A 14507-nucleotide genomic window follows, 5' to 3' on the forward strand; every position below is an offset into this window, starting at 1 on the left:
CCTTTATAAAAAATATGAGAACAGGGCGCCTATCCACTCAATTGGACGCGTGAGAAGTGGGCGTTGTTTGTATTTTTCTTCAGTCATCAGTTCTGAAAATTCCATGTGTTCACGAATCTTTTCCTCTACATGTGCGGTGAAGGCGGGATCATCAATGGCCACATCCACTTCTTCGTTGAAAAACAAACTTCGTTTATCAAAGTTCGCCGTACTGATCATACAACGGCTATGATCGATGAGAATGGCTTTCGCATGATAAAACCCTTTATAAAAACGATACACAAGACATCCAGCAGCGATCAGATCTTTCAAATAATGAAATCCAGCTTCTTTCACAAGCGGGTGATCTGCCTTCATTGGGATGATAATGTCGACAGTCACGCCTCGCTTCCGTGCGTCAAGAAGGGCGCTTAGAAGAGGAGCTGATGGAATAAAATAGGGCGTGCAGATGGTGATTTGCTTTTTCGCTTGTTGAATATCGTGAAGAAATAAAGCCTCTAAAGAAAAACCTGCCGTCGCACGTGTTGTGCACTGTAATGTTCCCGGTTCCAGTGTAGGAAAAACCTCGTATTGCAGCTGGTGAATACCAGATGACCGGTACAAATCATTCAGAAATACATGCTGGAGGTCTGCGACAACCTGTCCTGTCATGCGCAGGTGATAGTCTTTCCAAATGCCAAACCTGCCGTTTTTCCCTACATATTCATCGCCGATATTAAACCCGCCAATGTAGCCGATCTTCCCATCAATCACCGTGATCTTCCGGTGATTTCTCATGTTCAAACGATAAATGAAAAAAGGAAAACGTGGTTTGTTTAAAAAGTAAAATTGAATGCCGCTTTTTTCTAGCATCTGAATGGATGTTTGATCAAATGGATAGGAGCCTAACCGATCAGTGAGCAAAAAAACCGAAACACCTTGCTCTGCTTTCGCTTTAAGTGCTTGCAGAATCCTTTGCCCAATCTTGTCGTTCTTTACAATAAAGAACATCATATGAATAGAAGAAGAGGCTTGCTGTATATCCGTAAGAAGCTGATCAAACAGTGGTTCGCCATCATGATAAAAGGCTGCATCGCCGCTTGTTTGGTCAAAAGACCGTTCAAAAGCATGGGTAGAAAAATATTTTCTCCCTATATAAAGATCTAGCCTGACGAGTAGAACAATGACGAAGACGACGAGTAGAATGATCCATGCGATCATGAAGGTTCCTCCTTTTTTACATATGACGATAGTGTACCCAAATGGGCAAAAAATATTGACTGAATACTCATTCATTATTTATGATAGAGGTACAACATGGAAACGGAACAAAGTGGGTCTTGGGGAATGAAAGGGGGAGCAAGATGAATAGCCTTTTAATTGTTAACTTGATTGCATTTGCGGCAGTGACCGCTTACGCTGTGTATTTGTTTATTTATCTCATTCGAACACGAGCGGCGTATATTCGTCTTGGCAAAAAAGAAGAATTTCAAAAAGACATGAAAAAACGCTTAGAACGTGTTTGGGTGAATGTGTTTGGGCAAAAGAAACTGCTCAAGGACAAGAAGAGCGGCATCATTCATGTGCTGTTTTTCTATGGATTTATTTTAGTGCAGTTCGGAGCCCTTGATTTTATTATGAAGGGACTTGTTCCAGACAGCGGGCTACCATTAGGTCCGCTTTACGGTGTCTTTACATTCTTCCAAGAGGGAGTCACACTTCTCATTTTAGTGGCGGTGGTTTGGGCGTTCCATAGAAGATATGTCGAGAAGTTAGTCCGTTTAAAAAGGGGCTTTAAGTCAGGGCTTGTCCTTTTGTTTATTGGCGGATTGATGCTGACCGTATTACTGGGAAACGGAATGAACATCATTTGGCATGGGCACTCACTATCAGCAACTGAGCCAATTGCTTCCGGCATTGCTTTCTTGCTGGGCTGGCTGTCACCACTTGCGGCAACAATTGTTTTCTATGTCGCATGGTGGGTGCATCTTCTTATTTTACTGACGTTCTTAGTGTACGTCCCGCAGTCTAAGCACGCCCATCTCATCGCTGGCCCGGTCAACGTATTTGTCAGCAGATTGGACCCGCCAGGCAAACTGCAAAAAATTGATTTTGAAGATGAGACACAAGAAACGTTCGGCGTTGGGAAAATTGAAGATTTCCGTCAATCTCAGCTGATTGATCTTTACGCTTGTGTGGAGTGCGGGCGCTGTACGAATATGTGCCCGGCGACAGGGACGGGGAAAATGCTGTCTCCAATGGATTTGATTTTACGATTAAGAGATCATTTAACAAATAAAGGGGCTGCCATTACTTCAAAGACACCGTGGGTTCCGCAGCTTGCTTTCAAACAGACGACAGGAAATCAGCTGGCGATGCAGGCAAGAGGAGCTGGAGCGGAAGAATCTGCGGCGAGCGCAATGTATCATCCTTCTCTCATTGGAGAGGTCATTACAGAAGAAGAAATCTGGGCATGCACGACATGCCGAAACTGTGAAGATCAGTGTCCTGTCATGAACGAACACGTCGACAAAATCATTGATATGCGCAGATACTTAGTGCTGACTGAAGGAAAAATGGACGCAGATGCACAGCGTGCGATGACAAGCATCGAGCGCCAAGGGAATCCATGGGGATTGAACCGAAAAGAAAGAGAAAACTGGCGTGAACTAAGAGAAGATGTGCATGTCCCGACAGTGAAAGAGCTGAAAAAAGCAGATCAGACCTTTGACTATTTATTCTGGGTTGGATCGATGGGTGCATATGACAATAGAAGCCAAAAGATTGCTCTTGCCTTCGCAAAACTGCTCAATGAAGCAGGGGTTTCTTTTGCCATCCTAGGTAATAAAGAGAAAAACTCAGGCGATACACCGAGAAGACTTGGGAATGAATTTTTGTTCCAAGAACTTGCTGCAAAGAACATCGAAGAATTCCAAAAAAATGACGTAACCAAAATTGTCACGATCGATCCGCATGCTTACAATTTATTTAAAAATGAATACCCAGAATTCGGGCTCGAGGCAGAGGTGTACCATCATACAGAATTACTGGCAGAGCTAGTAAAAGAGGGGAAATTAACGCCTATTCATGAAGTGAACGAGGTCATTACTTTCCACGATTCTTGCTACCTAGGCAGATATAACGAGGTCTATGATCCGCCAAGAGATATTTTAAAATCCATTCCGGGTGTGACACTGAAAGAAATGGAACGGAATCGTGAATCCGGGATGTGCTGCGGTGCCGGCGGCGGTTTAATGTGGATGGAAGAAGAGACAGGTACTCGGATTAACACAGCGAGAACGGAGCAGGCCTTACAGGTACAGCCATCCATCATCAGCTCAGGATGCCCATATTGTTTAACCATGCTTGGGGATGGGACGAAAGCGAAGGAAGTAGAAGAGCAGGTCGGAACATTTGATGTCGCAGAACTTCTTGAAAAATCAGTGTTTGGCGAAACGAGAACGCAGGCTTCATAAAGGTGTCAGGCCGATGGATCTTCTGTTCATCGGTCGATAGATGCCGATGTTTTAAGTGCTGTCTAGCATTTATGTAAGCGGTAACAAATAGGAGGGGAAAGAAATGAGCACGACGGTCATTGTATCTGGAGCGAGAACACCATTTGGAAAACTAGGTGGAACTTTAAGTCGTTTGACTGCTGCAGAATTAGGGGGGATGACGATAAAAGCTGCGCTGGAAAGAGCCTCAAATGTTCATGAAGTGGATGAAGTCATCATGGGCAGTGTCCTTCAAGGAGGACAAGGTCAAATTCCTTCAAGGCAGGCAGCTAGACATGCAGATCTTCCTTGGTCGGTTCCGACACAAACCATCAACAAAGTCTGTGCTTCAGGAATGCGCAGTGTCACGACAGCCGATCAAATCATTCGAGCGGGAGATGCCAAGGTGATCGTGGCAGGCGGCATGGAATCCATGTCCCATGCTCCTTATCTTCTAAAAAAAGCACGATGGGGTTACAAAATGGGAGATGGTGCAGTACAAGATGCCATGATTTTAGATGGATTAACCTGTTCGTTTACAGGTGTTCATATGGGTGAGTATGGAAGCATGGCGGCGAAAGAGCTTGGCGTCACACGAGAAGAACAAGACCTTTGGGCGTTAAGAAGTCATGAACGAGCCATTGAGGCGCAAAAAAGCGGCTTTTTTAAAAATGAGATCATCCCCGTTACCGTCAAGAATAAAAAAGGAGATCAGCTGATTTCAGAAGATGAAGCCCCGCGGCGTGATACGTCATATGAACGTTTGTCAAAACTGATGCCCGTTTTCAATCAGGCAGGTACGATCACCGCTGGCAATGCACCTGGTGTCAATGATGGTGCAAGTGCGCTTCTATTAATGAAAGACACATATGCCATGCAGCAAGGTGAAAAACCTATGGCAGTTGTGCTTGGGCATGCCCAAGTAGCAGTAGAGGCAAAGGATTTTCCGAAAACACCAGCCTATGCCATCGAAAAAGTGTTAAAGAAAACAGGGAAGCGAGTAGAGGATATCGATTTGTTTGAAATCAATGAGGCTTTTTCAGCGGTTGCATTGGCATGCGAAAAAATGCTTGGACTGGATCGGCGGAAAATGAATGTGAACGGAGGGGCAGTCGCGATTGGTCACCCGATTGGAGCAAGCGGAACACGTATTATATTGACCTTGATCCATGCACTCAGACAAAGAGGAGGCGGGATCGGCATTGCGGCGATTTGCAGCGGCGGGGGTCAAGGTGATGCGATCATGATCAAGGTGGATTAAAAGGGAGGCGTTCATTGTCATGAGTATAGAAGAGACCGTCATGGTCGTTGGGGCTGGGCAAATGGGCTCAGGTATTGCCCAAGTATTTGCACAGTCAGGTTATACAGTCCTGCTCCATGATACAGAAGAGGAGCAGATTCATCGAGCCATTTCCTCAATGACCAAACAACTGACGAAACGAGCAGAAAAAGGAAAGCTGGCACATCAGGCAGTCCGTGATATTACACAGCGGCTGGCTGTTTCAACAGATTTAAAGGATGTACAGCAGGCGCATTTAGTGATTGAAGCCGCATCTGAACAAATGAAGATCAAAAAACAAATCTTTGAAACCCTCGATCAATTTGCACCTGATGACACGATATTTGCGACAAATACGTCTTCCTTGTCGATCACAGAATTAGCAGCCGTGACGAACAGGCCAGAGAAAGTGATTGGCATGCATTTTATGAATCCAGTTCCCGTGATGAAACTTGTTGAAGTGATCCGTGCGCTGCAAACGGATGATGCCACGTACCAAGTTGTTTTTGATACAGCAAAGACATTAGACAAAACGCCAATTGAAGTGGAAGACTTCCCCGGTTTTGTGTCAAATCGCATTTTAATGCCGATGATTAATGAAGCCATTTACACCCTTTATGAAGGCGTAGCAGATGTAGAAAGTATTGACGGCATCATGACGCTTGGAATGAACCATCCAATGGGCCCGCTTCGTCTCGCCGACCTCATCGGGCTCGATACTTGTTTATTTATTATGAATACCCTTCACGAGGGTCTTGGAGATAGCAAATATCGACCTTGTCCTCTTTTGAAAAAATATGTGAACGCAGGCTGGCTGGGCAAAAAGACAAAGAGAGGTTTTTACACTTACCACGACCACTCATAGGGGGAGTCAAGATGGATGTGTTGCTGACAGAAAAACAACGTCTTTGGAGAAAACAAGTAGCAGAATTTGCACGCCAGCATGTCTTCCCAGAAGTAGAAGCGATGGAACAGGGCGTGTTCCCGAAAACGCTTTTAGCTGAAATGGGTCGGCAAGGCTTTTTAGGCATTCCGATCCCAGATAAGTATCACGGATTAGGGGCAGATTTCACAACCTATATCATGGCGATTCATGAATTATCCAAAGTAAGTGCAACCATCGGTGTCATTGTATCCGTTCATACATCCGTTGTGACGATGCCGATTTTGGCGTTTGGAACAACTGAACAAAAAGAATCCTACGTTCCCAAGCTTGCGTCCGGGCAGAAGCTGGGCGCCTTTTGTCTAACTGAACCGAAGGCAGGATCAGATGCCTCTAGTATTCAGTTGAAAGCAGAGCGGGCAGACGATCACTATGTGTTAAATGGAACGAAAATTTTTATCACAAGCGGCGGTGAAGCGGAAGTGTATCTTGTATTTGCTGTGACAGACCCTGCTTCTACTAAGAAAAATATATCAGCGTTTATTGTGGAGAAAGGGACACCAGGATTTACGATCGGAAAAGATGAGAAGAAGATGGGCCTGCATGGATCAAAAACAGTCACACTTCATTTTGACGGTGTTCGAATTCCAAAAAAACAGCTGCTCGGTGCAGAAGGAGAAGGCTTTCGGATTGCCATGTCTAGCTTAAATGCGGGGAGAATTGGCATTGCGGCTCAAAGCCTTGGCATTGCAGAAGCCGCATTAGATGAGGCGGTGACGTATTTAAAGCAGCACCCAGCTGGCCTTGAAACGACCATTCGGTTGGGCGATCTGGGCACCAAGCTGGAAGCGGCAAAACTTCTTGTCTATCAAGCCGCCTCTTATAAAGAGGCCAATCGCCCTGTCACGAAGGAAGCGTCGATGGCGAAGTTATTTGCATCTAAAACAGCGGTTGATATTAGTACAGAAGTCATCCATTTGCTTGGTCTAGCCGGTTACACGAAGCAATACCGAGCAGAGCGGTACTTTCGTGATGCGAAAATTTGTGAGATTTATGAAGGAACAAGTGAAATACAAAGGCTGGTTATTTGTAAACAGCTAATATGAAGTGAGGTGGCTCATGATGCAGTTCCAATTAAGTGACGAACACGAAATGATACAAAAAATGGTGAGAGATTTTGCGAAAAATGAAGTGGAGCCAACAGCAGCAGAGCGAGATGAAACAGAATCGTATGATCCGGCTATTTTTCGTCAAATGGCAGAGCTTGGTTTAACGGGAATCCCTTGGCCAGAAGAAAATGGAGGGATTGGTAGTGATTATTTGGCCTATGTCATAGCGGTTGAGGAGCTCTCGCGAGTGTGCGCCTCTACAGGTGTCACCCTGTCTGCTCACACATCACTCGCTTCATGGCCGATCTATACATTCGGAACAGATGAGCAAAAGGAGACGTATTTAAAGCCGCTTGCAGCGGGTCAGAAGATCGGCGCATACGCACTGACCGAGAGCGGCTCGGGCTCAGATGCCGGCGGAATGAAAACAACAGCAGTAAAAGCAGGGAATGAATACGTCTTGAACGGTGCAAAGATTTTTATTACCAATGGAGGCATTGCGGATTATTATATTGTGTTTGCTGTTACTGACCAGGATGCTTCATCCCGCAATACAACCGCTTTTATTGTAGAAAAAGAGACGCAAGGCTTCTCAATCGGCAAAAAAGAAAGCAAACTGGGCATCCGCTCATCGCCAACGACAGAAATCATCTTTGAAGACTGTCGTATACCCGAAAGGAACCGGCTTGGTCAAGAAGGAGAGGGATTTAAAATAGCGATGATGACACTTGACGGCGGCAGAAACGGTATTGCCGCACAAGCTGTTGGTATTGCTCAAGGTGCTCTGGATGCAGCAGTCAAATATGCAAAGGAGCGCAAACAATTCGGTAAACCAATCATTCAGCAGCAAGGCATTGCTTTTAAGTTAGCGGATATGGCAACGGCAATTGAGGCCTCAAGACTGCTCACCTATCAGGCAGCATGGCTTGAAACAAAAGGGCTTCCGTATGGGAAAGAATCAGCTATGTCCAAGCTCTTTGCCGGTGATACAGCCATGAAGGTGACGACAGAAGCCGTACAAATCTTTGGTGGATATGGCTATACAAAGGATTACCCAGTCGAACGCTACATGCGTGATGCGAAAATCACTCAAATCTATGAAGGTACACAAGAAATCCAGCGGCTGGTCATCTCACGGAAACTTCTAGATATGTAGAAACGAAGCAAAGACCACCTGATGTGAGGTGGTCTGTTTTTGTCTCAAATGTGAAATCCTCTCCAATGTGATCTCATATCACCTGATCGTTATGGTAAAATTGGAAAAAGAATCAAAATGGAGGTTATCATGATGAACACAACATTGATTGGCATTTTAGGAATCGTCACAATGATCATATGGATTATGGTCTCCACAGAGCTTTCAAATTCTCCAAAAAAGAAGGAAGAAAAAGAAAACAGCCGCAGAAAACTCATTGTACTCATGTCTGCGGGCACTTTATTCACCGTACCTTTGGTTTTTTCACTCATTCAGAATATCCAGCTGTAACATATCCCTTCGACTAAACCGCTGCTGTCTGTTTTAATTTCATCCATTTGAAGAAAACAAAACGGACGAGTGGTCCCATAATCAACATCTGCAAAGGGAACGCCAACATGACATTATGGCCGAAAATCGTTAAGTAATCAGATAGAATCGATTGTGTTTGAAATCCTGTGCCGATGCTTTGAACAACATATCCGCATAAAGACATGAGACACACCATCCCAAACACGATAAAGATAGAAAGAGTAAGAATAAAATAGATTTTCTTGCCTTTTGGGGCAAAACGGTTGGCTGCTTTTTTTGCTGAAGGCCCAACAATACACATCTCAATCAACAACGTGATGGCAAAACCGATCACATAGGTGAGTACACCTTCTAACCATGTCATATGTCCAAGCCGTCCATTTAAAAATAGGTTATAAAAGAACATCACTGAAAACATACAAAAACACATCAAGACACCAAATTGTATATCTTCTTTTTTTGTCATTGGCAATTTGATCAACCTCTCAAAATTAGTCTATTTATTATAGATTTCTGTTTCAATTCGTCGTAAGTGAACATTTTGTGAAGGAATAAATCCCCTTTTTTAAGAAGAGTAAATGGCTTTGTATTCATCAAAAGAGAAGACAAAAAAGCATGCAAAATGTGTACTTCACACATGAATTATGCCAATTCGGCACAAATGATTGACCGCTAGAGGCTTCTCTTGTGAAAAAATCAAAAATTAACATCAATAAAGGTGGCATAAACTCCCCTAATTTGTTTATAATGAGAGGTATGGTTTGTCGTAAGAATAAGGTATAAATACTTATTATTTCACTGATAAATGGATACATACATGTAATAGAAAGGGAGTGTCTGACCTTGAGTTTGAAAGAATACTCACAGGAACAGCTCAAACAAATGTCTTTAGTTGAACTTGCTTATGAAATTTTCAGAGACAGCAAAACACCGATTACGTTTTCCGAGTTAATAGATGAAATTGTCCGTTTGCAAGGGATACAAAAATCTGATCTTGATGATCGACTTGCTCAATTTTATACAGACTTAAATATAGATGGCCGCTTTATTTCGTTAGGTGATCAGAGATGGGGACTTCGCAGCTGGTATCCAGTTGATCAAATCGAAGAAGAAGTTCAGCCAGCTGTGAAAACAAAAGCGAAAAAGAAAAAAACAAAAGCTGCTGTCGTTGAAGAAGACTTCGATGATATTGAAGAGGAAGAAGAAATCGACGAGCTTGAAGAAGATCTTGATCTTGTTGAAGACGACGAGGACCTTGACCTAGATGATGAAGAAATCGATGAAGAGATAGAAGACTTCGACGAAGATGATGATGAAGATGATGACGGCTTAACGGAAATTGATGAAGACGATTTAGACGATGATGAGGAAGACAAATAACCCTCACAAACCGGTCCTGAAAACAGGACAAAACCGTCTTGACTTTCCAGAGCGAACTATGTAGTATGTATTTTGGGCTCTCTAAAAAAGAGTACGTAAAGATACGTTCATTTACGCTCCCTTTCATTTATTTGAAAGGGAGCTTTCTTATTTTTCAAGAGATTTAGGGATACACTCTAAAAGGATGAAGCTGTGCATGTCTAGTCATGCAAGGGTAAAAAAGAGAGGAGCATACGAAATGACAAAGTATATTTTTGTAACAGGAGGAGTTGTTTCCTCACTTGGAAAAGGAATCACGGCTGCTTCGTTAGGCCGCCTTCTGAAAAATAGAGGGATGGATGTCACCATTCAAAAATTTGATCCATACATCAACGTAGACCCAGGGACAATGAGTCCATACCAGCACGGTGAGGTTTTTGTCACAGATGATGGTGCTGAAACAGACCTTGACTTAGGTCACTACGAGCGTTTCATTGATATTAACTTAAATAAGTACAGCAACGTCACAACTGGTAAAATCTACTCTACTGTTCTGAAGAAAGAGCGCCGCGGTGACTACTTAGGTGGAACAGTACAGGTCATTCCCCACATTACAAATGAAATCAAAGACCGCGTGTACCGTGCCGGAAAAGAAACGGGTGCAGATGTGGTTATTACAGAAATCGGCGGAACAGTAGGAGATATCGAATCCCTTCCATTCCTTGAAGCCATTCGTCAAATGAAGAGTGACATCGGCCGCGAAAACGTGATGTACATTCATTGTACCCTCGTTCCTTACATCCGTGCAGCGGGTGAATTGAAAACAAAACCAACACAGCATAGTGTAAAAGAACTTCGCAGTCTTGGTATTCAGCCAAATGTCATCGTGGTCAGAACGGAAATGCCATTGGCACAAGATATGAAGGACAAAATTGCACTGTTTTGTGATATTGATACAAAAGCTGTTATCGAATGTCAGGATGCAGACACGCTTTACTCTATTCCGCTTGATTTACAAAAACAAGGGCTGGACAAGCTAGTATGTGAACATATGAAACTTGACTGCCAAGATGCGGACATGACAGAGTGGACAGCACTTGTTGATAAAGTGCAAAACCTTTCAAAACAAGTCACAATTGGTCTTGTAGGGAAATATGTTGAGCTGCAAGATGCTTATATTTCTGTCGTTGAATCACTTCGTCATGCTGGTTATGCGTTTGATGCAGATGTTCAAATTAAATGGATCAATGCAGAAGAAGTGACAGCAGAGAATATCGCTGATTTCGTACAAGATGTTGACGGCATCATTGTTCCTGGAGGCTTCGGAGACCGCGGAGTAGAAGGGAAAATCATTGCTACACAATTTGCCCGTGAAAACAAAGTGCCATTCTTCGGAATCTGCTTAGGAATGCAAGTGGCATCAATCGAATACGCGAGAAACGTATTAGGCCTTGAAGGAGCTCATTCAGCGGAAATTGATCCTGAAACAGCATTCCCAATCATTGACCTTCTTCCAGAACAGAAGGATGTAGATGATCTAGGCGGAACACTTCGTCTCGGTCTTTATCCTTGTAAATTAAATGAAGACTCAAAAGCATTTGCTGCATACAATGACGAAGTCGTGTACGAACGCCACCGTCATCGCTATGAGTTTAATAACGAATTCAGACAGCAAATGGAAGCAGCAGGTTTTGTCTTCTCTGGTACAAGCCCAGACGGACGTCTTGTTGAAATCATTGAACTGAAGGATCACCCTTGGTTCCTTGCTTCTCAGTTCCACCCAGAATTCGTTTCAAGACCGACAAGACCACAACCATTATTTAGAGATTTCGTTGGTGCTTCACTACAAGCATCTGAATCAAAATAAAACAAAAAACTGCCGAGAATATCATCTTCTCGGCAGTTTTTTTTATTCATATTCCTCAACGATTTCTTTCACAGTAAACGATAGAGCATGGTAGACATATAAGCAGGTCATCAGTGCAGGATAGCCGAACCTTGTTCCATCTTCAGCAGGCACAAGTGGTTTTTTGAGCTGAAAATCAATGTGGACATCACAATGCTCTTCAATAAATGATGTCTCCTTTTGTGCAGGGCCGACACCGACAATAGGTGTGCCTTGTTCGTGCAGCTCTTTGACAAGGGATTGAATCTCTTGATCTTCTGGATCTGAATAAAATAAAAGCACCCTGTCACTTGGATGAAGTATGCTGCGCTCCTTTTGATCCAGCGGCAGAACCTTCGCACCCGGAAACGGCTCCTTGCTCTCAGATGCCTCTAAGGCTACAGCCGCCAGTTCATTCTTGCCATGAAAATACACGGCATGTCCACTGACAACGGCCTGAGCAAGAAGGCGTGCACCGTCTTCGATCGCTTCGGCCTGCTTATCTCCAATACGTGAAAAAATACCTGATAATTGGGTAGTGAAAATTTTTAACAAGACTCATTTCCTCCTTCTGTCAGATCATTTTATAATAGAATATAAAGAGAATATTAGGAAAAATGCTCAGAAAATGTCGTAAAGTAAACTATTATAATTAAAGGAAATGTGAAAATCAAACAGAATTATTTAACAACAGCTCTTTTTATGGCGAAAAATGAAAGCAATGGGGTGTAACAGATGAATGAGAAAATTTTAATTGTCGATGATCAGTACGGTATTAGAATATTGCTGAATGAAGTGTTTCATAAAGAAGGCTATCAAACCTTTCAAGCCGCTAACGGACTACAGGCATTAGATATTGTGAAAAACCATAGACCAAACCTTGTCCTGCTTGATATGAAAATTCCCGGAATGGATGGCATTGAGATTTTAAAACGCATGAAATTAATTGATGAAGACATTCGCGTGATCATTATGACAGCTTATGGCGAACTAGATATGATTCAAGAGTCTAAAGAGCTCGGTGCATTAACGCATTTTGCTAAACCATTTGATATTGATGAAATCCGTGATGCGGTCAAAGAATACTTGCCGCTCGAAACAAATGGCTAGATGGAAATGATTGAATCAAGTCATTCTGTTGCCGATTTGTCGAATAATTGGTATTCTAGATAAGAAGAAGAAAGCGATCTGACTTTGAAAGTTTACATATGGCGAGAAATTCTGGTCATGCTAGGGTGGAGAGCTTTTTTTAGTAAGCAAATTAGCTACATAGGGAGGATTTTTCATCATGCCTTTAGTTTCAATGACAGAAATGTTGAAAGACGCAAAGGAAAAAGGTTACGCTGTTGGACAGTTTAACTTAAATAACTTAGAATTCACGCAAGCGATTTTACAAGCTGCTGAAGAAGAGAAATCTCCAGTTATCTTAGGAGTATCTGAAGGAGCAGGACGCTACATGGGCGGCTTCAAAACAGTTGTCGCAATGGTAAAAGCGTTAATCGAAGAATATAATGTAACAGTTCCTGTTGCGATTCATTTAGATCACGGTTCAAGCTTTGAATCTTGTGCAAAAGCGATTCATGCAGGATTTACTTCTGTGATGATTGATGCTTCTCACCATCCATTTGATGAGAACGTAGCGACAACTGCAAAAGTGGTTGAGCTTGCACATTTCCACGGTGTATCTGTAGAAGCTGAGCTTGGAACTGTTGGTGGACAAGAAGACGACGTCATCGCTGAGGGCGTTATTTATGCTGATCCAAAAGAGTGCCAAGAGCTTGTAGAACGTACTGGTATTGACTGCCTTGCGCCTGCACTAGGTTCAGTTCATGGTCCATACAAAGGTGAACCAAACCTTGGTTTCGCTGAAATGGAAGAAATCGGTAAAACAACTGGACTTCCACTTGTTCTTCACGGCGGAACAGGTATCCCAACTGCTGACATCAAGCGTGCGATTTCACTTGGTACAGCAAAAATCAATGTAAACACTGAAAACCAAATTGCTTCTGCGAAAGCAGTTCGCGAAACACTTGCTGCAAAAACAGAAGAGTATGATCCACGTAAATATCTTGGACCAGCTCGTGACGCAATTAAAGCGACTGTTATCGGCAAAATGCGTGAATTTGGTTCTTCTAACCAAGCATAATTTGATGAGAACCGAAAGCCGCCTGAGTCACAGGCGGTTTTCTCCATATCATGAGAAAGCGCAATCAAATTTACATTTTAGACAATTTATTGATAGGAGAGTGGCACAGTTATGTTATTTTTCGTAGACACAGCGAATATCGCAGACATCAAAGAGGCACACGAGCTTGGCATTTTAGCAGGCGTGACAACAAACCCTAGTTTAGTAGCGAAAGAAAAGGACGTATCGTTCCACGACCGCCTTCGTGAAATCACTGACGTGGTATCAGGTTCAGTTAGTGCGGAAGTCATTTCTCTCAAAGCAGAAGAAATGATTGAAGAAGGAAAAGAGCTGGCTGCTATTGCACCAAATATCACAGTGAAAATCCCAATGACAACAGACGGTCTTAAAGCAGTCAAAGCGTTAACAGACCTTGGGATTAAAACAAACGTCACGTTGATTTTTAGTGCAAACCAGGCACTTCTTGCAGCTAGAGCTGGTGCGACGTATGTCTCTCCATTCCTCGGCCGCTTAGATGACATTGGCCAAAATGGTCTTGATCTCATTAGTGAAGTGAAAACCATTTTTGATGTTCATGGATTAGATACACAAATCATTGCTGCATCCATTCGTCACCCGCAACATGTGACAGAAGCTGCGCTTAGAGGTGCTCATATCGGCACAATGCCGCTGAAAGTCATCAAGCAGCTGACAAAACACCCATTAACGGATGCAGGCATTGAGCAATTTTTAGCAGACTGGAATAAATAAGTGATTGTGGCAGACGGATACGCATCCGTTTGCCGCAGTTTTCCTTAAATACGCTAAGAAATGTTTTGTGCAAAGAAGAGAACATCACAGCCTCGCAAAGCTTCGATTATTTTTCT

The 14507-nt window shown here is 43.1% G+C and carries 14 protein-coding genes; 11 read left to right on the forward strand and 3 right to left on the reverse strand.

Annotated elements, in window-relative coordinates:
• Window positions 1–3 precede the first annotated feature (3 nt).
• Window positions 4–1200, reverse strand: a complete 1197-nt coding sequence (gene cls / locus ACTJKA_RS00880; protein ID WP_171465867.1) for a cardiolipin synthase — start codon at window positions 1198–1200, stop codon at window positions 4–6.
• A 143-nt stretch (window positions 1201–1343) separates the two neighbouring features.
• On the opposite strand from cls, the gene ACTJKA_RS00885 reads away from it, so the two are divergent.
• The 6 genes from ACTJKA_RS00885 (at window position 1344) to ACTJKA_RS00910 (ending at window position 8230) form a co-directional block, all read left to right on the forward strand.
• Window positions 1344–3455: a (Fe-S)-binding protein gene (locus ACTJKA_RS00885; RefSeq protein ID WP_171465866.1), complete on the forward strand. Its 2112-nt coding sequence runs from the start codon at window positions 1344–1346 to the stop codon at window positions 3453–3455.
• Window positions 3456–3558: 103 nt separating this feature from the next.
• Window positions 3559–4734: an acetyl-CoA C-acetyltransferase gene (locus ACTJKA_RS00890; protein ID WP_048001114.1), complete on the forward strand. Its 1176-nt coding sequence runs from the start codon at window positions 3559–3561 to the stop codon at window positions 4732–4734.
• A 19-nt stretch (window positions 4735–4753) separates the two neighbouring features.
• Window positions 4754–5617, forward strand: a complete 864-nt coding sequence (locus tag ACTJKA_RS00895; protein ID WP_035389816.1) for a 3-hydroxybutyryl-CoA dehydrogenase — start codon at window positions 4754–4756, stop codon at window positions 5615–5617.
• A gap of 11 nt (window positions 5618–5628) precedes the next feature.
• A complete protein-coding gene (locus tag ACTJKA_RS00900; protein WP_035389815.1) occupies window positions 5629–6741 on the forward strand; it encodes an acyl-CoA dehydrogenase family protein in 1113 nt (370 codons plus the stop codon).
• Window positions 6742–6757: 16 nt separating this feature from the next.
• The gene (locus ACTJKA_RS00905) at window positions 6758–7900 is read left to right on the forward strand and encodes an acyl-CoA dehydrogenase (RefSeq protein WP_171465864.1); all 1143 of its coding nucleotides are present in this window, start codon (window positions 6758–6760) and stop codon (window positions 7898–7900) included.
• Window positions 7901–8032: 132 nt separating this feature from the next.
• A complete protein-coding gene (locus ACTJKA_RS00910) occupies window positions 8033–8230 on the forward strand; it encodes a hypothetical protein (RefSeq protein WP_017368219.1) in 198 nt (65 codons plus the stop codon).
• 13 nt (window positions 8231–8243) lie between these two features.
• On the opposite strand, the gene ACTJKA_RS00915 is transcribed toward ACTJKA_RS00910, so the two are convergent.
• The gene (locus tag ACTJKA_RS00915; protein WP_224559426.1) at window positions 8244–8717 is read right to left on the reverse strand and encodes a DUF2798 domain-containing protein; all 474 of its coding nucleotides are present in this window, start codon (window positions 8715–8717) and stop codon (window positions 8244–8246) included.
• A 377-nt stretch (window positions 8718–9094) separates the two neighbouring features.
• Between ACTJKA_RS00915 and rpoE the strand changes: the two genes are divergently transcribed.
• Window positions 9095–9631 (forward strand): DNA-directed RNA polymerase subunit delta, encoded by a 537-nt coding sequence (gene rpoE, locus ACTJKA_RS00920; protein ID WP_017368217.1) that lies wholly within the window; start codon window positions 9095–9097, stop codon window positions 9629–9631.
• A 238-nt stretch (window positions 9632–9869) separates the two neighbouring features.
• Window positions 9870–11477 carry a glutamine hydrolyzing CTP synthase gene (gene pyrG / locus ACTJKA_RS00925; RefSeq protein ID WP_035702325.1) on the forward strand — a complete coding sequence of 536 codons (1608 nt, stop codon included), beginning with the start codon at window positions 9870–9872 and terminating at the stop codon, window positions 11475–11477.
• A 42-nt stretch (window positions 11478–11519) separates the two neighbouring features.
• Here the strand turns inward: pyrG and ACTJKA_RS00930 are convergent, their stop codons facing one another.
• Window positions 11520–12050, reverse strand: coding sequence for a DUF2529 domain-containing protein (locus ACTJKA_RS00930; protein WP_035389805.1), 531 nt, complete (start codon window positions 12048–12050; stop codon window positions 11520–11522).
• A gap of 180 nt (window positions 12051–12230) precedes the next feature.
• Between ACTJKA_RS00930 and ACTJKA_RS00935 the strand changes: the two genes are divergently transcribed.
• The 3 genes from ACTJKA_RS00935 (at window position 12231) to fsa (ending at window position 14391) form a co-directional block, all read left to right on the forward strand.
• Complete coding sequence (locus tag ACTJKA_RS00935; RefSeq protein ID WP_003214681.1) at window positions 12231–12605, forward strand: response regulator; 375 nt, start codon at window positions 12231–12233, stop codon at window positions 12603–12605.
• A 178-nt stretch (window positions 12606–12783) separates the two neighbouring features.
• Window positions 12784–13641, forward strand: a complete 858-nt coding sequence (locus tag ACTJKA_RS00940) for a class II fructose-bisphosphate aldolase (protein WP_007497678.1) — start codon at window positions 12784–12786, stop codon at window positions 13639–13641.
• Between the two features lie 111 nt (window positions 13642–13752).
• Entirely contained in the window at window positions 13753–14391 is a 639-nt protein-coding gene (gene fsa / locus ACTJKA_RS00945; protein ID WP_003215343.1) for a fructose-6-phosphate aldolase, read from the forward strand.
• Window positions 14392–14507: the final 116 nt, after the last annotated feature.

Source organism: Bacillus sp. 22190 (genome assembly GCF_052045575.1).
In the GTDB taxonomy this organism is placed as follows: domain Bacteria; phylum Bacillota; class Bacilli; order Bacillales; family Bacillaceae; genus Bacillus; species Bacillus altitudinis.